The sequence below is a fragment of the Nonomuraea sp. 3-1Str genome, assembly GCF_031570565.1.
Classification (GTDB): Bacteria; Actinomycetota; Actinomycetes; order Streptosporangiales; family Streptosporangiaceae; genus Nonomuraea.
On record NZ_JALHBK010000023.1, the window covers coordinates 20,759 to 40,364 of the forward strand.

3 protein-coding genes are annotated in these 19,606 nt (G+C 76.8%); all 3 read left to right on the forward strand.

Annotated elements, in window-relative coordinates; genetic code table 11:
- Window positions 1-144: 144 nt before the first annotated feature.
- From MTP10_RS29865 to MTP10_RS29875, 3 genes are read left to right on the forward strand one after another with little or no spacing between them, the layout of a single operon-like run.
- The gene (locus tag MTP10_RS29865) at window positions 145-8,850 is read left to right on the forward strand and encodes a type I polyketide synthase (protein WP_310713264.1); all 8,706 of its coding nucleotides are present in this window, start codon (window positions 145-147) and stop codon (window positions 8,848-8,850) included.
- Window positions 8,840-14,236 (forward strand): type I polyketide synthase, encoded by a 5,397-nt coding sequence (locus MTP10_RS29870; protein WP_310713266.1) that lies wholly within the window; start codon window positions 8,840-8,842, stop codon window positions 14,234-14,236. Before MTP10_RS29865 ends, MTP10_RS29870 begins: the two co-directional genes overlap by 11 nt.
- Window positions 14,237-14,267: 31 nt before the next feature.
- Entirely contained in the window at window positions 14,268-19,601 is a 5,334-nt protein-coding gene (locus tag MTP10_RS29875; protein WP_310713268.1) for a type I polyketide synthase, read from the forward strand.
- The last annotated feature ends 5 nt before the right edge of the window (window positions 19,602-19,606 follow it).

Below are 19,606 nucleotides of genomic sequence, written 5' to 3' on the forward strand. Positions count from 1 at the left end.
CCCGAATTGTGCACGCCCATAGTGTCTTATCCACAACTATGCGAAAGCCGCTAGACCAGAACGCCGCGGAGTAATTATCCGCGCGGTCCCAATAAACCGGCGGCGCCGTGTCGAATGGCGCCCGAGGCTTGAGGTGGCGCATTGATGGCTGGTGAGTCGACACAGCGGGCGGGGACCGGCGGGCCGGACGCGATCGCCGTCGTCGGCATGGCGTGCCGGCTGCCGCGCGCCGCCGGACCGGCGGAGTTCTGGCGGCTCCTGAGCGAGGGTGTGGACGCGGTCACCGCCGCCCCCGAGGAGCGCTGGCCGGGGGCCGGTCACCGGCGGGGCGGGTTCCTGGAGTCCGTGGACGGGTTCGACGCCGCGTTCTTCGGCATCTCGCCGAACGAGGCCGCGGCCATGGACCCGCACCAGCGCCTCGTCCTGGAGCTGGCCTGGGAGGCGCTGGAGAACGCCCGCGCCGTCCCCACGGGCCTGCGCGGCAGCGCCGCCGGCGTCTTCCTGGGCGCCATCTCGAACGACCACGCCGCGCTCCAGGCCAGGCTCGGCGCGGAGGAGCGCGGCCGGCACGCGTACGTCGGCGCCAACCGCGCCATGATCGCCAACCGGGTGTCCTACTTCCTCGGACTGCGCGGCCCCAGCCTCACCCTCGACACCGGCCAGTCCTCGTCGCTCGTCGCGGTGGAGATGGCCTGCGAGAGCCTGCGCCGGGGCGAGACCGCCCTCGCGCTGGCCGGCGGCGTCAACCTCAACCTCCTCGCCGAGACCACCGACGCCATCGCCGGGCTCGGCGCCCTGTCGCCCGACGGCCGGTGCCACGTCTTCGACGGCCGCGCCAACGGCTACGTCCGGGGCGAGGGCGGCGGGCTGGTCGTCCTCAAGCGGCTGTCCGACGCGCTCACCGCCGGCGACGCCGTGCACGCCGTGATCCTCGGCGGGGCGGTCAACAACGACGGCGGCGGCGAGGGCCTGACCGTGCCCAGCCGGGACGCGCAGGCGGAGGTCATCCGCCTGGCGTGCGCGCGGGCCGGGGTGGACCCCGCCGACGTGCGGTACGTCGAGCTGCACGGCACGGGCACCAAGGTCGGCGACGCGGTGGAGGCCGCGGCGCTCGGCGCCGCCTACGGCGCCGCCCGCCCGGCGGACGACCCGCTGCTGGTCGGGTCGGCCAAGACCAACATCGGCCACCTGGAGGGCGCGGCGGGGATCGCGGGGCTGCTCAAGGTGGTGCTGGCACTGAAGCACCGCACGGTGCCCGCCAGCCTGCACTTCGAGGCGCCGCCGCCGGAGATCCCGCTGGGGGAGCTGCGGCTGGAGGTGGCGCGGGCACGCCGCGACTGGCCGGGGGACGGGCGGGCGGCGGTGGCGGGGGTCAGCTCGTTCGGCATGGGCGGCACGAACTGCCACCTCCTCCTGACCGAACCGCCGGCCCCCTCCTCACTCCTGCCTTCGACTTCGGGCCCGGCCATCGCCGAACTGTGCGCCCCCACCGCCCCGTCAGGCCCCGACCCCTTCGCCCTCCCGCCCATGCCCACCCAGGGGGCGCCATGGGTCGTGTCGGCGCGTGACGGGGCGGCCCTTCGCGAGCAGGCGCGCCGGCTGCTGCCTCTCGCCGAGGACGCGGCCGTCGCCCCCGATGACGTCGCCCTGAGCCTGGTGGGCAGCCGGGCGATCTTCGAGCGGCGCGCCGTCGTCCTGGCCCCCGACCGGCCCACCCGCCTGGCCGCGCTGCGCGCCCTGGCCGCCGGGCAGCCGCACGACGACGTCGTGGTGGGAACCGCCGCGAACGGCGTGATCGGGAACGCCGCGCGCGGAGACGTGGCCGGGACCGGTTCGAGCGGAGAGATCGCCTTCGTCTTCCCCGGCCAGGGGTCCCAGTGGCCCGGCATGGCCCGCGAGCTCCTGGCCTCCTCGCCGGCCTTCGCCGCGCGCCTGGCCGCGTGCGCCGCCGCCCTGGCTCCCTTCACCGACTTCTCCCTCATGGACGTCCTCCAGGAGACTCCCGGCGCCCCGGGCCTGGAGCGGGTGGACGTGGTACAGCCCGCACTGTGGGCCGTCATGGTGTCGCTGGCCGAGGTGTGGCGCTCCCACGGCGTCGAGCCCGGCACGGTTATCGGCCACTCCCAGGGCGAGATCGCGGCGGCCACGGTCGCCGGCGCCCTCACCCTGGCCGACGCCGCCCGCGTCGTCGCCCTGCGCAGCCGCGCCATCGCCGGCATCACCGGCCGCGGCGGCATGCTGTCGGTGGCCGCCCCCCTCGACCTCGTGCGGCGGGTGATCGCCGAGGTCGAGGCCCCCGTGTCGGTGGCCGCCGTCAACGGCCCCCGCTCCGTGGTGGTCTCCGGTCCGAGCGACGCGCTCGCCGTGCTCGCCGACCGGCTCTCGGAGCACCGGGCCAGGCTCGTCCCCGTCGACTACGCCTCCCACTCCGCCGAGGTCGAGGAGGTGCGCGACGAGGTGCTCGCGGCCCTGGCCCCGGTACGGCCGGTGAGCGTCGCCACGACCTTCGTCTCCACGCTGACGGGCGAGCCGATGGACACGGCCGGGCTCGACGCCGGCTACTGGTACCGCAGCCTGCGCCACCAGGTGCGCTTCGCCCAGGCGGTGGAGGCGGCGCTGCAGGGCGGCTGCTCGCTGTTCGTGGAGTGCAGCCCGCATCCCGTCCTGGTCACCGGCGCCGAGGAGACGGCCGAGGCCACCGGGCGCGACGTGGCGGTCACCGGGACCCTGCGGCGAGGCGAGGGCGGGCCGGAGCGGGTGCTGCGGTCGCTGGCGCAGGCGTTCACGCAGGGAGCGCCGGTGGACTGGTCGGGCCCGTGCGCCACGCCGGGCGCGCGGCCGGTGGACCTGCCGACGTACCCGTTCCAGCGCGAGCCCTACGGCCCCACCACCGCCCCCCTCCTCCCTGCCACGCGCATCGGCACCGCCTCCTCCAGCGGCCGCGCCGTTCCCGTGGGTGAGGCGGGAGGAGCCGCCGCGGGCGGCGGCGGCGCGGGCGTGTCCCGGGTCGAGGCGCGGGAGCTGGTGCTGGGTGCCGCCGCCCGCGTGCTCGGACACCGCGACCCGGGTGGGATCGAGGCGGGCAGGACGTTCAAGGACCTCGGGTTCGACTCGGTGGCGGCGGTGGAGCTGCGCGACCGGCTGCGCGCCGCGACCGGCCTGCGGCTGCCGGCCGGTGTCCTGTTCGACCACCCCACCCCGGAACGCCTCACCGACCACCTGCACGGCCTCCTCGCCCCCACCGGAACGCGCGGAACGGACGGGCCGGACCAGTCCGCCGAGACCGGTCCGGCCCCCGACGCCCTGACCGCGGACGTCCTGACCGCGGACGACCCGGCCGATGACGACCCGGCCGATGACGGGCCGGCCGATGACGAGCTGGTCGCCGTGGTCGGGATGGGGTGCCGCTATCCCGGCGGCGTGGCGTCGCCCGACGACCTCTGGCGGCTGGTCAGCAGCGGGACCGACGCCATCGGTGACTTCCCCGCCAACCGCGGATGGGACCTGGGCACCCTGTTCGCCACCGGCTCCGACCGGTCCGGCACCAGCGACACCCGGCAGGGCGGCTTCCTGCACGACGCCGACCGGTTCGACGCCGCGTTCTTCGGCATCAGCCCCCGCGAGGCGCTGGCCATGGACCCGCAGCAGCGCCTGCTGCTGGAGGTCTGCTGGGAGACCCTCGAACGCGCCGGCCTGGACCCGGCCGCGCTGCGCGGCTCGGCGACCGGCGTGTTCGTCGGCGCGATGGCCCCCGACTACGGCCCTCGCCTGGACCAGCCCGACAGCGCCGCCGAGGGGCACCTGCTGACCGGCACCGCGCTCAGCGTGGTCTCCGGCCGCATCTCGTACCTGCTGGGCCTGCGCGGCCCGGCCATGACGACCGACACCGCGTGCTCCTCCTCCCTCGTCTCGATCGTCCTCGCGGTGCAGGCGCTGCGGCGCGGCGACTGCGCGCTGGCGCTGGCCGGCGGGGCGACGGTGATGTCGCGGCCGGGGATGTTCGTGGAGTTCAGCAGACAGGGCGGGCTCTCGCCCGACGGCCGGTGCAAGGCGTTCTCGGCCGCGGCCGACGGCACCGGCTGGGCCGAGGGCGCGGGGATGCTGCTGCTGGAACGGCTGTCCGACGCCCGCCGCCTCGGGCACCCGGTCCTGGCCGTGATCAGGGGCGGCGCGGTCAACCAGGACGGCGCCAGCAACGGCCTGACCGCCCCGAACGGCCAGGCGCAGCAGGACGTCATCCGCCTCGCGCTGGCCGACGCCCGCCTGTCCGCGGCCGACGTGGACGTGGTCGAGGCGCACGGCACCGGCACCAGGCTGGGCGACTCCATCGAGGCCGAGTCGCTGATCGCCGCGTACGGCTCCGCCCGCGAGGGACACCAGGCGAGCGGTCCCGTCTGGCTGGGGTCGCTGAAGTCGAACATCGGGCACACCCAGGCCGCGGCCGGCGTCGGCGGCGTGATCAAGATGGTCAAGGCGCTGGAGCACCGGACGCTGCCGCGCACCCTGCACGTGGACGAGCCGACCCCGCACGTGGACTGGGACGCCTCCGGGGTGCGGCTGCTGGCCGAGCCCGTCGAGCTGCCGGACGGGCCGCGACCGGTACGCGCAGGCGTGTCCAGCTTCGGCATCAGCGGCACGAACGCGCACCTCATCCTGGAGAGCGCCCCCGGCGCCGGGGACTCCGGCGCCCCCGCCGGCGGCGACCCGCTGGTGTGGGCGTTCTCGGCGAAGAGCGCGGCCGCGCTGCGGGCGCAGGCCGTACGGCTGCGCGGCCACGCGGCGAGCCTCGCCGAGGAGGAGCTGGGCGCGGCCGGAAGGGCGCTGGCGCGCAGGGCCGGGTTCGCGCACCGCGCCGTGGTCGTCGCCCAGGACCGTGACGAGCTGCTCGCCGCCCTGGACGCCCTCGCCGCCGACGCCCCGCACGCCGCGCTCACCACCGGAACGGCCCTCGACGACCCCCGCCCCGTGTTCGTCTTCCCCGGTCAGGGCTCCCAGTGGGCCGGCATGGCCGTGGACCTGCTCGACGCCGACCCCCGCTTCCGCGAGCGGCTGGAGCGCTGCGACCGGGCGCTGGCCGCGTACAGCGGCTGGTCCGTCGTGGACGTGCTGCGCGGCGCGGACGGCGCGCGCCCGCTGGAAGGGGCGGACGTCATCCAGCCCGTGCTGTTCGCCGTCATGGTGTCGCTGGCCGGGCTGTGGCGCTCGCTCGGCGTTAACCCCGCCGCCGTGCTCGGCCACTCCCAGGGCGAGATCACCGCGGCGTGCGTCGCCGGCGTGCTGTCCCTGGAGGAGGCCGCCCGGGTGGTCGTGCTGCGCAGCCGCGCGCTCGTCCGGCTCGGCGACCGCGGGGGCATGGTGGCCGTCTCGCTGCCGGCCGAGCGGGCCGCGGAGCTGCTGGAGCCGTGGAGCGGCCGGCTGTGGCCCGCCGTCCACAGCGGTCCGGCCAGCTCGGTGGTCGCCGGTGACGCGGACGCGGTGGAGGAGCTCATCGCCGCCTGCCCCGACGGCGTGCGGATGCGCCGCGTCGCGGTCGGGTACGCCGCCCACACCCCGCACATCGAGGAGCTGCGCGAGGAGCTGCTGACCACGCTCGCGGACGTGCGTCCCGGCCCGGCCGACACGGCCTTCTGCTCCTCGTACGCCGGTGACTTCCTCGACACGGAGACCCTGACCGCCGAGTACTGGTTCACCAGCCTGCGCAACCCCGTGCTGTTCCGGCAGGCCGTCGAGACGGTCGCCGGGTCGGGCACGACCCTGTTCGTCGAGGCCAGCCCGCATCCGACGCTGATCGGCCACATCGAGGACACCCTGGCGGCGGCCGGGCTGCCCGGCGGCGCCACCGGCACGCTGCGGCGCGGCGACGGCGGCAGGCAGCGGCTGCTGCGGGCGCTCGGCCAGGCGTGGGTGCTCGGCGCGAGCCTCGACTGGACGGCCGCCCTCGGGCCGGCGTCCCGCCACGACGCGGGACTGCCGACCTACCCGTTCGAGCGCCAGAGGTTCTGGCTCGACCCCGGCCCCGCCGGCGACTCCCCGGCCTCCCGCCACCCGTTGCTGGGCACGGCCGTGCCGCTGGCGGCCGACGACGGCTTCCTGCTGGCGGGCCGGCTGTCGCGGGCCGGCGTCCCGTGGCTGTCCGACCACGCCGTGGACGGGGCGGTGCTGCTTCCGGGCACCGCGTTCGTCGAGCTGGCGCTGGAGGCCGCCGCCACGGCCGGGTGCGACACGGTCGAGGACCTGACGCTGGAGGCGCCGCTGTACCTGCCGGAGACGGGCACCGTTCACGCGCAGGTCGCCGTGGGCGGGCCCGACGCGGAGGGGCGGCGCACGCTCGCCGTCCACGCCCGCCCGGCGGACGACCCGGACGCGCCCTGGACGCGCCACGCCACCGGCCTCCTCACCACGGCCACCCCGAGCCTGCCGGGCTCGGCGGCGGCCTGGCCGCCGCCCGGCGCCGAGCCGGTGGACCTGGACGACCTGTACGGCCGGCTCGCCGGGCGCGGCTACGACTACGGGCCCGCGTTCCAGGGGCTGCGCGCCGCCTGGCGCGGGGACGGCGTCGCGTACGTCGAGGTGGAGCTGCCCGAGGCGGTGCGCGACGACGCGGAGCGCTACACCCTGCACCCCGCCCTCCTGGACGCCGCCCTGCACCTGGTGGTGCTGGAGCGGGCCGGGGACCCGGCGACGGTGCTGCTGCCGTTCTCCTGGAGCGAGGTGCGGGTGAGCGCCGGGGGCGCGAGCACGCTGCGCGTCCGCATCACCGACGGCGACGGCGACACGATCTCCCTGGCCGCCCACGACGCGGCCGGGCGACCGGTCGGCGAGGCCGCCGGCCTGGCGCTGCGCCGGGCGCCCCGCACCGGCGACGCCGCCCGCACGGGGAACGGCGCCGCCTCCTACGCCCTCGACTGGACGCCCGTGCCGGTCACCCCGGCGGACCCGGCCGGGCAGCGGTGGGCCGTCGTCGGCTTCGACGACCTGGCCGACGAGATCGACGCCGAGCTGGCGGCGGCCGGGATCGGCGCCCCCCGCTACTACGACCTGGCCTCCGTGGCCGACATGAGCACGGGGGAGATCCCCGGCCTGGTGCTCGCCCCCTGCCGGGGCGACGCCGCCGATCTGCCGTACTCCGCGCACGACACCCTGCACCAGGCGTTGGACCTGGTGCAGAGCTGGCTCGGCGACGAGCGGTTCGCCGGGTCGCGGCTGGTGTTCGTCACCCGGCCCGGCGACGCGGCGGGGGCCGCGGTGTGGGGGCTGGTGCGGTCGGCGCAGTCGGAGCAACCGGGACGGTTCGCGCTGGCGGAGCTGCCGGAGGGCTTCTCCGCGTGGGACGCGCTGGCGGGCGGGGTCGCGGCGGGCGGGACGCAGCTCGCCGCGGGCGAGGACGGCCTGCTGGCGCCCCGCCTGGTCCGCCGCGTCCCGGCCCCCGCCTCTCCGGAGGAGCGGGACGGCTGTGTGCTCGTGACCGGGGGCACCGGAGGGCTGGGCGCGCTGGTGGCGCGGCGGCTGGTGGAGCGGCACGGAGTACGGGACCTGGTGCTCGTCTCGCGCCGCGGCCCGGACGCCCCGGGAGCCGGAGCTCTGGCGGCCGAGCTGGCCGGGCTGGGCGCGAGCGCCGAGGTGGTGGCCTGCGACGTGTCCGACCGGCGCGCGCTGGCCGCCCTGCTGGAGCGGCTCCCGTCCCTGACGGGAGTGGTCCACACCGCCGGGGTGCTGGATGACGCGGTCGTCGAGGGCCTGTCGGCGCAGCGGCTCGACGCCGCCCTGGCCCCGAAGGCGGACGCCGCCTGGCACCTGCACGAGCTGACCCGTGACCTGCCGCTGACGTCGTTCGTGCTGTTCTCGTCCGTGGCCGGCCTGCTCGGCAACCCCGGGCAGGGCAACTACGCCGCCGCCAACGCCTTCCTCGACGCGCTCGCGCGGCACCGGCGCGACCTCGGCCTGCCCGCCGTGTCCATCGCCTGGGGGCTGTGGGACACCGGCGCCGACGGCATGGCGGGCGGTCTCGGCGGCGCCGACGTGGCCCGCCTGGCGCGGGGCGGCATCGCGCCGCTGACCGTCGAGGAGGGCCTGGACCTGTTCGACCTGGCGCTGCCGGGCCAGTCCGATCCGCTGCTCGTGGCGGCCCGGTGGGACCGGGCCGGGCTGCGCGACCGGGCCGAGGCCGGCGACCTGCCGCCCGTGCTGCGCGGGCTGGTCCGCGCGTCCCGCCGTGCCGTCCCGAGCGCGGCGTCCGCGCGGCCGGCCACGCTGCCGGGCACGGCCGGGCAGGGGCTCGGCGAGCGCCTGGCCACGCTGACCGAGCCGGAGGCCCACGCCCACCTGACCGCACTGGTCCGCTCGCACGTCGCCACCGTCCTCGCGCACAGCAGCCCCGAGCAGGTGGACGTGGACCGCGCGTTCAACGAGCTGGGGTTCGACTCGCTGACCGCCGTGGAGCTGCGCAACCGGCTCAACGCCGAGACCGCCCTGCGGCTGCCGGCGACCCTCGTCTTCGACCACCCGACCGTCACCGCGCTCGCCGGCTACCTCTACCGCACCCTCGCGCCCGACACCCCGTCCCCCGAGGACGCCCTGCGAACGGCGGTGGACCAGGCCGAGTCGGTGCTGCTGGCCGCCAACGGCGGGGCGGACGCGCTGCGCGGCCAGCTCGTCGCCATCCTGCAGAGCGCGCTCGGCCGCATCGGGACCGCCCCCGCCGCCGCGCCGGCCGCCACGCCGAGCCGGCCCGGCGGGGCCGCCGAGGAGATCGTCACCGCCTCCGACGAGGAGATCTTCGCCTTGATCGACAACCGGGCCATGACGGCCCCCCTGAAGCCCGCGGTGGAAAGGCCTGGCCATGGCGAGTGAGGACAAGCTCCGCGCGTACCTGAAGCGCGTCACCGTCGAGCTGGCGGAGACGCGGCGGCGCCTGGCCGAGGACGCGGGCCGCCGGCACGAGCCGGTGGCGATCGTGGGCATGGCGTGCCGGTACCCCGGCGGCGTCTCCGGCCCCGACGAGCTGTGGGAGCTGGTGGCCTCCGGACGTGACGCGATCAGCGAGTTCCCCGCCGACCGCGGCTGGGACACGGACCTGTTCGACCCCGACCCGGAGGCGCTCGGCAAGTCGTACACGCGGCACGGGGGGTTCCTGGAGGGGGCGGCCGACTTCGACGCCGCGTTCTTCGGGATGAGCCCGCGCAGCGCGCTCGGCACCGACCCGCAGCACCGGCTGTTCCTGGAGTCGTGCTGGGAGGCGCTGGAGCACGCCGGGATCGACCCCTCGACCCTGCGCGGCAGCCGCACCGGCGTGTACGCGGGCAACATGTACAACGACTACTCCTCGCGCTTCGTGCACGGCTCGATCCCCACCTCGGTCGAGGGCACGCTGCTGTCCTCCAGCACGCCGAGCGTCATGTCGGGCCGCGTCTCGTACACGCTGGGCCTGGAGGGCCCGTCGCTGACCGTCGACACGGCCTGCTCGTCGTCGCTGGTCACCCTGCACCTGGCCGTGCGGGCGCTGCGCCAGGAGGAGTGCTCGCTGGCGCTGGCCGGCGGGGTCACGCTGCTGGTCTCGCCGGACGCGTTCGTGGAGTTCTGCCGGCAGCGGGCGCTGTCGCCGGACGGGCGCTGCAAGTCGTTCTCCTCGACCGCCGACGGGGCCGCCTGGTCGGAGGGCGCCGGCGTCCTCGTCCTGGAGCGGCTGTCCGACGCACGCCGCAACGGGCACCGCGTCCTCGCGGTGATCCGCGGCTCGGCCGTCAACCAGGACGGCGCCAGCAACGGCATGACGGCGCCCAGCGGACCGGCCCAGGAGCGGGTCATCGAGCAGGCGCTGGCGGACGCGCGGCTCGGCGCCGACGAGGTGGACGTCGTGGAGGCGCACGGCACCGGCACGACGCTGGGCGACCCCATCGAGGCGCAGGCGCTGCTCGCCACGTACGGCCGGGAGCACGGCGCGGACCGGCCGCTCTGGCTGGGATCGGTCAAGTCGAACATCGGCCACACCCAGGCCGCCGCGGGTGTGGCCGGGGTCATCAAGATGGTCAAGGCTCTCGAGCACGAGACGCTGCCGCCCACCCTGCACGTCCAGGAGCCCACGCCGCACGCCGACTGGGACTCCGGCGGCATCCGGCTGCTGACCGCCGGCCGCGCCTGGCCGCGCGGCGAGCGCCCGCGCCGCGCGGCCGTCTCCAGCTTCGGCATCAGCGGCACGAACGCGCACGCCATCATCGAGGAGTACGTCCCCGAGACCGAGGCCGGGACCGGGACCGAGACCGGGGCCGAGCCGGGCCGCGTCCCGGAAGCCGGTGGGCCGCTGGCCTGGCCGGTCAGCGCGCACGGCGCCGCCGCCCTGCGCGGCCAGGCCGCCCGCCTGAGCACCCGCGTCATGGCCGCCGACGTCACGACAGGTCGGCGCCCGGACGCCGCCGACGTGGCGCACTCGCTCGTCACCACCCGTGCCCTCTTCCCGCACCGCGCCGTCGTCCTGGGCCGCGACGGCGACGAGCTGGCCGCCGCCCTCGGCGCGTACGCCCGCCGGGAGCCCACCCCCGCCGTGATCGAGGGCGTCGCCCCCGAGCACCCGCGTGCCGCCTTCCTGTTCACCGGCCAGGGCGGCCAGCGGCCCGGCATGGGGCGGGAGCTGGCCCGGTTCTCGCCGGTGTTCGCCGCCGCCCTGGACGAGGCGTGCGCCGCGCTCGACCCGTACCTCGACCGGCCGCTGCGCGAGGTGATGTGGGCCGCGCCCGGCACGCCCGAGGCGGCGCTGCTCGACGAGACCGCCTACACCCAGCCCGCGCTGTTCGCCTTCGAGGTGGCCGCGTTCCGGCTGCTGGAGTCGCTGGGCCCGGCGCCCGCGGCGGTCGCCGGGCATTCGGTCGGCGAGTTCGCCGCCGCGCACGTGGCGGGCGTCTGGTCGCTGGCCGACGCCGCCCGGCTCGTCGCGGCCCGTGGCCGGCTGATGCAGCGGCTGACCGCGCCCGGCGCGATGGCCGCCGTGGCGGCGAGCGCCGACGAGGTCCGGCCCACGCTCGACGGGCTGGAGCACCTGGTCTCCGTCGCGGCCGTCAACGGGCCCGCGAGCGTGGTCCTGTCCGGCGACGCCGACGCCTGCCTGGCCGTGGCAGACCAGTGGCGGGACCGGGGCCGTCGCACCCGCAGGCTGGCCGTCAGCCACGCCTTCCACTCGCCGCTCATGGAGCCGATGCTGGACGCGTTCGCCGCCGAGCTGGCCGCCGTCCGGTTCGGCGAGCCCCGCCTCGCGTACGTCACCGGCCTGACCGGCCTGGCCGGCACCCGCTGGACCTCGCCGGGCTACTGGCTGGAGCAGATCCGGCTGCCGGTCATGTTCCACGCCATGGTGGAGCGGCTGGAGAGCGAGGGCATCGGCGTCCTCGTCGAGGTCGGGCCGAAGGCCGTGCTGTCCGGCATGGCCCACGACTGCGTCACCCGCGAGGACACCGCCGTCATCCCGCTGCACCGGCGTGACACCCCGGAGCCGGACGCGCTGACCGCCTGCCTGGCCCGCGCCTGGGTCGCCGGGCTCCCGGTCGACTGGCCCGCGCTGTTCCGCCGCGGCACCCGTACGGACCTGCCCACGTACGCCTTCGACAGGCGGCGCTACTGGCTCGACCCGCCCGCCCGCGCCGCGGCCCTGTCCGAGGCGCTGCCCTCGGCCGGGCTGGCCGAGGCCGGTCACCCGCTGCTGGGCGCCGTCGTGGACCTGGCGGAGGACGGGCCGACCGTGCTGACCGGCCGCCTGTCGGTGGACGCCGCGCCGTGGCTGGCCGACCACCGGGTGGGCGGCACGATCGTCCTGCCCGGGGCGGCCATGGCCGACCTGGTCCTGGAGGCGGGCGCGCGGACCGGCTGCGAGCTGGTCGAGGAGCTGATGTTCGAGGCGCCGCTGGTGCTGCCCGCCCGGGGCGGCGTCGTCGTCCAGGTGGTCGTGGAGCGCCCCGACGCCTCCGGCGCCCGGCCGGTGCGGCTCCACTCCCGGCCCGCCGGCGACCCCGAGGCGGGGTGGACGCGGCACCTGTCCGGCACGATCACCGACACGGCGTCCCCCGCCCACGACGCCGCCTCCTGGGCCGTGGCGTGGCCGCCCGCCGGCGCGGTGGCGGTGGAGGTGGAGGGTGGTTATGAGCGGTTGGTGGAGCGGGGGTACGAGTACGGTCCGGCGTTCCAGGGGTTGCGGGCGTTGTGGCGGCGCGGGGACGAGCTGTTCGCGGAGGTCGTGGCTCCGGAGGGGGTCGAGGTCGCCGGGTACGGCGTCCATCCGGCGCTGTTCGACGCGGTGTTCCACCCGCTGGTGGTGGCGGCGCCCGACGGGGAGTTGCGGCTGCCGTTCGAGCTGCGGGGCGCGCGGCTGCACGCGGCCGGGGCCACGGACCTGCGGGTGCGGCTGAGGGAGATCGGCTCCGACGGGTGCGCCGTCGAGGCCGCCGACCCGTCCGGGCGGCCCGTGCTGTCGCTGGGCTCCCTGCGGGTGCGGCCGGTGCCTCCGGGCGCGCTGGGCGGGCCGTCCGCTCCGGTGTCGTACGGGGTGGAGTGGGTGGCGGCCCCTGCGGCCGGTGCCGCATCCGCTCCCGATGCCGGGGTGCCGCCGGTGGTGTGGTGCGTGCCGGAGGGGCCGGACGTGCCGTCGTCGGTGCGGGCGCTGACGGGGCGGGTGCTGCAGGCGGTGGCTTCGGCTCCGGCCGACGGGGTGGTGGTGTTCGCGACGCGGCCCGGTGATGTGGCGGCGGGCGCGGTGCAGGGCCTGGTGCGCACCGTCCAGTCGGAGCAGCCGGGCCGGTTCGTGCTGGCGGAGGTGGAGGACGGCTTCTCGGACTGGGCCCGGCTGGTGGCCCTCAGGGAGCCGCAGGTGCGGGTGGCCGGGGGCGAGGTCCTCGTGCCGCGCCTGGCCCGCCGCACACCGCCGGCCGCCTCGCCCCGCGAGGTGCCGGGTGCGGTGCTGGTGACCGGCGGCACGGGCGGGCTGGGCGCGCTGGTGGCGCGGCGGCTGGTGGAGCGGCACGGCGTACGGGACCTGGTGCTCGTCTCGCGCCGCGGACCCGAGGCCCCGGGGGCCGGCGCGCTCGTCGAGGAGCTCTCCGCGCTGGGCGCGAGCGTCAGGGTGGCGGCCTGTGACGTGGCCGACCGGGCGGCGCTGGCCGCGCTGCTGGACCAGGTGCCGTCGCTGGCCGGAGTCGTCCACACGGCGGGCGTGCTGGACGACGCGGTGGTGGAGGGGCTGACGCCGGAGCGCATGGCCACGGTGCTGGCGCCCAAGGCGGACGCCGCCTGGCACCTGCACGAGCTGACCCTCGACCGGCCCGTGGGATCGTTCGTGCTGTTCTCGTCGCTGGCCGGCGTGCTCGGCAACGCGGGCCAGGGCAACTACGCGGCCGCCAACGCCTTCCTGGACGCCCTGGCCGGGCACCGGCACGCGCTGGGCCTGCCGGCCGTGTCCGTCGCCTGGGGTCTGTGGGACACCGGCGCGACCGGCATGGGCGGCGGCCTCGACGCCGCCGACGTGGCCAGGCTCGCCCGGGCGGGCGTCGCCCCGCTGAGCGTGGAGGAGGGCCTGGAGGCGTTCGACCGCGCCCTCGGGGACGCCGAGCCGCTGGTCGTGGCCGCCCGCTGGGACACCGCCGAGCTGCGGGCCCGCGCCGAGGCCGGAGACCTGCCGGCCCTGCTGCGCGGCCTCGTACGGACGCCGCGACGGAGCGCCGGAGAGCAGGGCGGCGGCGTGGCCGGGCTGGTGTCCAAGCTCGCCGTGATGACCAGGGACGAGGCCCTGCGGCTGCTCACGGACCGCGTCCGGACGCACGTCGCCGCGGTCCTCGCCCACGGCAGCGCCGACCACATCGAGGCCGACCGGGCCTTCAACCGCCTCGGCTTCGACTCCCTGACCGCCGTCGAGCTGCGCAACCGGCTCAACGCCGACACCGGCCTGCGCCTGCCGGCGACCCTGGTCTTCGACCACCCGACGGTCAACTCCCTGGCCGAGTACCTCTTCCGCACGCTCGCGCCCCAGGCGCCGTCCCCCGAGGACACGCTGCGCACCGCCCTGGAGCACGTCGGCTCCATGCTGGCCGGCGCCAGGGAAGACGCGGACACCGTCCGCAGCAAGCTCGTCGCCGTGCTGCAGAGCAGCCTGGCCCGGTTCGGTGCGGAGCCGGACGGCTCCGGGCCCGCCGAAACGGTGGTGGACAAGATCGACTCGGCTTCCGACGAGGAGATCTTCGCCCTCATCGACAACGAACTGTGACGCCTGACTCCCGCGACCGAAGGGTTCACCGATGGGGACCGAGGACAAGCTCCGCGACTATCTGAGGCGCGCGACCGTCGAGCTGGCGGAGACCCGCCAGCGCCTCGCCGAGGACGTGGGCCGGCGGCACGAGCCGGTGGCCATCGTGGGCATGGCGTGCCGGTACCCCGGCGGGGTGTGGGGCCCTGACGACCTGTGGGACCTGGTGGCCGCGGGCGGCGACGCCATCGGCGACTTCCCCGCCGACCGCGGCTGGGACCTGGAGGGGCTGTTCGACCCGGACCCCGAGGCGTGGGGCAAGTCGTACACGCGGCACGGCGGGTTCGTGGGCGCCGTGGCCGACTTCGACGCCGCGTTCTTCGGGATGAGCCCGCGCAGCGCGCTGGCCACCGACCCGCAGCACCGGCTGTTCCTGGAGTCGTGCTGGGAGGCGCTGGAGCGGGCGGGCATCGACCCGTCGTCGCTGCGTGGCAGCCGCACCGGCGTGTACGCGGGCAACATGTACGAGCACTACTCGACCCGGTTCCTGGAGATCACCCCCGAGGCCGTCGAGGGCACCCTGTTCACCTCCAGCGCCTCCAGCGTCATGTCCGGCCGCGTCTCGTACACCCTCGGCCTGGAAGGCCCCTCGATCTCGGTAGACACCGCGTGCTCCTCGTCGCTGGTCGCCCTGCACCTGGCCGTGCAGGCGCTGCGCCGCGGCGAGTGCTCGCTGGCCCTCGCGGGCGGGGTCTCCGTCATGGCGTCGCCGGTGCCGTTCATCGAGTTCTGCCGGCAGCGGGCGCTCGCGCCCGACGGGCGCTGCAAGTCGTTCTCCTCGACCGCCGACGGCGCCGCCTGGTCCGAGGGCGTCGGCGTGCTCACCCTGGAGCGCCTCTCGGACGCCCAGCGCAACGGCCGCCGCGTCCTCGCGGTGATCCGCGGCTCGGCCGTCAACCAGGACGGCGCCAGCAACGGCATGACGGCGCCCAGCGGACCGGCCCAGGAGCGGGTCATCCAGCAGGCGCTCGCCGACGCCCTCCTCGACACCCGGGACGTGGACGTCGTCGAGGCGCACGGCACCGGCACGACGCTGGGCGACCCGATCGAGGCCCAGGCGCTGCTCGCCACCTACGGGCGGGCCCGCGCCGCCGACCGGCCGGTCTGGCTCGGCTCCGTCAAGTCCAACATCGGCCACACCCAGGCCGCGGCCGGCGTGGCCGGGGTCATCAAGATGGTCAAGGCCCTCGAACACCGCCTGCTGCCGCCCACCCTGCACGTCGAGGAGCCGACCCCGCACGTCGACTGGAAGTCCGGCGGGGTGCGCGTCCTCACCGAGGCGGTCGAGCTGCCCGCCGACGGGCCGGTGCGGGCGGGCGTCTCCAGCTTCGGCGTCAGCGGCACGAACGCGCACGTCATCCTGGAGAGCGCGCCCGAGCCCCGCCCCGCGGAGGAGATCCCCGGCCCGGACGGCCCGGTCGTGTGGGCGTTCTCCGCCAAGTCCGTCGCGGCGCTGCGGGCCCAGGCCGGCCGGCTGCGCGAGCACGCCGGCCGCGTCACCGGCGCGGAGGTGGCCGCGACCGCCCGGGCGCTGGCGAGCCGGGCCCGGTTCCCGCACCGCGCCGTGGTCGTCGCCGCGAACCGGGAGGAGCTGGCGGAGGCCCTGGAGGCCGTCGCCGCCGGCGCTCCGCACGCCGCCGCCGTGACGGGGGAGGCGCTCGCCGAGCCGCGCCCGGTGTTCCTCTTCCCCGGCCAGGGCACGCAGTGGGCCGGCATGGCCGTGGACCTGCTCGACTCCAGCGACGTGTTCCGGGCCCGCCTGCGCGAGTGCGACGCCGCGCTGCGGCCGTACACCGGCTGGGCGGCCGAGGACGTGCTGCGCGGCACCGGCGGCGCGCCCGAGCTGGAGGGGACCGACGTCATCCAGCCGGTGCTGTTCGCCGTCATGGTGTCGCTGGCCGCCCTGTGGCGCTCGTACGGCGTCCACCCGGGCGCCGTCGTGGGCCACTCGCAGGGCGAGATCGCGGCGGCCTGCGTCGCGGGCGCCCTCTCGCTGGAGGACGCGGCCAAGGTCGTCGCGCTGCGCAGCCGCTCCCTGATCGGGCTCAGCGGCACCGGCGGGATGCTCGCCGTCGCGCTGCCCGCCGTGCGGGCCGAGGAGCGGATCGCGCCGTGGGCCGGCCGGCTGTGGGTGGCCGTGCACAGCGGCCCCGCCGGGTGCGTGATCGCGGGCGAGGACGGAGCGTTGGACGAGTTCGCCGCCGTCTGCGGGGACACCGTGCGGGTGCGCCGCATCGCGGTGGACTACGCCTCGCACACCCCGCACGTGGAGGCGCTCCGCGACGAGCTGCTGGCCGCGCTCGACGGCGTCCTGCCGCGGCCGACCGAGACCGTCTTCTGCTCCTCGCTGGCCGGCGCGGTCGTCGAGCCCGCCCGCCTGACGACCCGCTACTGGTACGACAACCTGCGCAACCCCGTGCTGTTCGAGGAGGCGATCAGGGCGTTCACCGGGACGCCGCTGTTCGTCGAGGTCAGCCCGCACCCCGTACTCGGCGGCGACACCGGCGACATCTGCGACGACGCCGGGGTCACCGCGGGCGTGTGCGCGAGCCTGCGCCGCGGCGCGGGCGACTGGAGCCGCTTCCTCGCCGCGCTCGCCCAGGCGTGGGTGCTCGGCGCCGACGTCGCCTGGTCCGACGCGCTCGGGCCCGCGCCGCATCCCCGCGTCGACCCGCCCACCTACCCGTTCGAGCGGCGCCGGTTCTGGCTCGGCGACCGCGAGCGCGTCGGCCGGCCCGCCGGCGCGGGCATCGACGACGCCCGGCACCCGCTGCTCACGGCGGTCGTCCCGGTGGCCGGCGACGGTTACGTCCTGACCGGGCAGCTCTCGCTCAAGGGCGCCCCTTGGCTGGCCGACCACGCCGTCCAGGGCGGCGTGCTGCTGCCGGGCGCTGCCTTCGTCGAGCTGGCGCTGGAGGGCGGCGTCCACGCCGGCTCGCCCGTGCTGGAGGAGCTGGTCATCGAGGCGCCCCTGTACCTGCCCGACGCCGGGGCCGTCACCGTCCAGGTAACCGTGGAACGTCCCGGCGCCGACGGCCGCCGCGCCGTCGGCGTGTTCTCCCGCTCCCCTGACTCCTCGGAGGGCTGGCGGCGGCATGCCTCGGGCGTGCTCGCCGACTCCGCCCCCGCCGAGGACGCCGCTTCGTGGGCGGTGGCGTGGCCGCCCGCGGACGCGGTGGCGGTGGAGGTGGAGGGTGGTTATGAGCGGTTGGTGGAGCGGGGGTACGAGTACGGTCCGGCGTTCCAGGGGCTGCGGGCGTTGTGGCGGCGCGGGGACGAGCTGTTCGCGGAGGTCGTGGCTCCGGAGGGGGTCGAGGTCGCCGGGTACGGCATCCACCCGGCCATCCTGGACGCCGCCTTCCACCCGGTCGTGCTGGCCGGCGGCGACGGCGACGAGCTGCGGCTGCCGTTCGCCTTCAGCGGGGTGCGGCTGCACGCCGGCGAGGCGTCGGCGCTCCGGGTCCGGGTGTCCGGGTCCGGCTCCGGGTCCTTGTCCGGGGACGACGTGGTCGTCGAGGCCGCGGACCCGGCGGGCGACCGGGTGCTCTCCATCGACGGGTTACGCGTCCGCGCCGCCGCTCCCCGGTCCGTCGCCCCGTCCGCTCCGTCCTCGTACGGGGTGGAGTGGGTGGAGGCTCCGGCGGCCGGCGCCCTGGGCGGGGTGCCCTCGGTGGTGTGGTGCGTGCCGGAGGACCCGGACGTGCCGTCGTCGGTGCGGGCGCTGACCGGGCGGGTGCTGGAGGCGGTGGCCGCCGCTCCGGCCGATGACGTGGTGGTGTTCGCGACCCGGCCCGGTGACCTGGCGGCCGGGGCGGTGCACGGGCTGGTGCGGTCGGCGCAGTCGGAGCAGCCCGGCCGGTTCGTGCTGGCGGAGGTGGAGGACGGCTTCTCCGACTGGGCCCGGGTGGTGGCCCTGGGGGAGCCGCAGGTACGGGTGGCCGGGGGCAAGATCCTCGTGCCACGCTTGGCCCGCCGCCCTTCCCGGCCGTCCTCCTCCCCCGTATCGGGGGAGGTGTCCGGGACGGTGCTGGTGACCGGCGGTACAGGCGGGCTGGGCGCGCTGGTGGCGCGGCGGCTGGTGGAACGGCACGGGGTACGGGACCTGGTCCTGGTCTCCCGCCGCGGGCCCGAGGCTCCGGGGGCCGGCGCGCTGGCGGCCGAGCTGTCCGGGCTCGGTGCGTCGGTGCGGGTCGCGGCCTGCGACGTGGCCGACCGGGCGGCGCTGGCCGCCCTGCTGGCCGAGGTGCCGTCGCTCGCGGGGGTCGTCCACACGGCCGGCGTCCTGGACGACGCGGTCGTCGAAGGACTGACGCCGGAACGGATGGCCACCGTGCTGGCGCCCAAGGCGGACGCCGCCTGGCACCTGCACGAGCTGACCCTCGACCGGCCCCTGTCGGTCTTCGCGCTGTTCTCGTCCCTCGCCGGGGTGCTCGGCAACGCGGGCCAGGGCAACTACGCCGCGGCCAACGCCTTCCTGGACGCCCTGGCCGGGCACCGGCACGCGCTGGGCCTGCCGGCCGTGTCCGTCGCCTGGGGACTCTGGGACACCGACTCCGGGATGACCGGCGGGCTGACCGGAGCCGACCACGCCCGGCTGGCCCGGGCCGGCATCGCCCCGCTGAGCGTGGAGCAGGGCCTGGAGCTGTTCGACGGCGCTCTGACCGGCGCCGAGCCGCAGGTGGTGGCCGCCCGCTGGGACAACGCCGGGCTGCGGGCCCGCGCCGAGGCGGGCGACCTGCCGGCCCTGCTGCGCGGCCTCGTACGGGCGCCCCGCCGTACCGCGGGGAACGCCGGAGCCGCCGGCGGAGCCGGGCCCGCGGCGCTCACCCGGCGCCTGGCGGACCTGCCCCGCACCGACGCCCAGCGGATGCTCACCGACACCGTACGCGCCCACGTGGCGGCCGTCCTGGCGCACGGCAGCGCCGAGCACATCGAGGTCGACCGGGCCTTCAACCAGCTCGGCTTCGACTCCCTGACCGCCGTCGAGCTGCGCAACCGGCTCAACGCCGACACCGGCCTGCGCCTGCCGGCCACCCTCGTCTTCGACCACCCGACGGTCAACTCCCTGGCCGACTACCTCTTCCGCACCCTCGCGCCCCCGTCCCCGTCGCCGGAGGACACGCTGCGCGCCGTCCTCGACCGGGTCGAGGACATGATCGCCGCGGCGAACGGCGAGGGGGACGCCCTGCGCGACCGGTTCGTGTCGCTCCTGCAGAGCACCCTCGACCGGCTCGGCCCCGGCCCCGACGGCGTCGCGGACGTCGCCGACAAGATCGACTCAGCTTCCGACGAAGAGATCTTCGCCCTCATCGACAACGAACTGTGACCCGT

Bases quoted from the DNA above. Each gene is read 5' to 3' on its own strand.
- MTP10_RS29865 (WP_310713264.1), top strand. From the start codon at position 145: ATGGCTGGTGAGTCGACACAGCGGGCGGGGACCGGCGGGCCGGACGCG.
- MTP10_RS29870 (WP_310713266.1), top strand. From the start codon at position 8,840: ATGGCGAGTGAGGACAAGCTCCGCGCGTACCTGAAGCGCGTCACCGTC.
- MTP10_RS29875 (WP_310713268.1), top strand. From the start codon at position 14,268: ATGGGGACCGAGGACAAGCTCCGCGACTATCTGAGGCGCGCGACCGTC.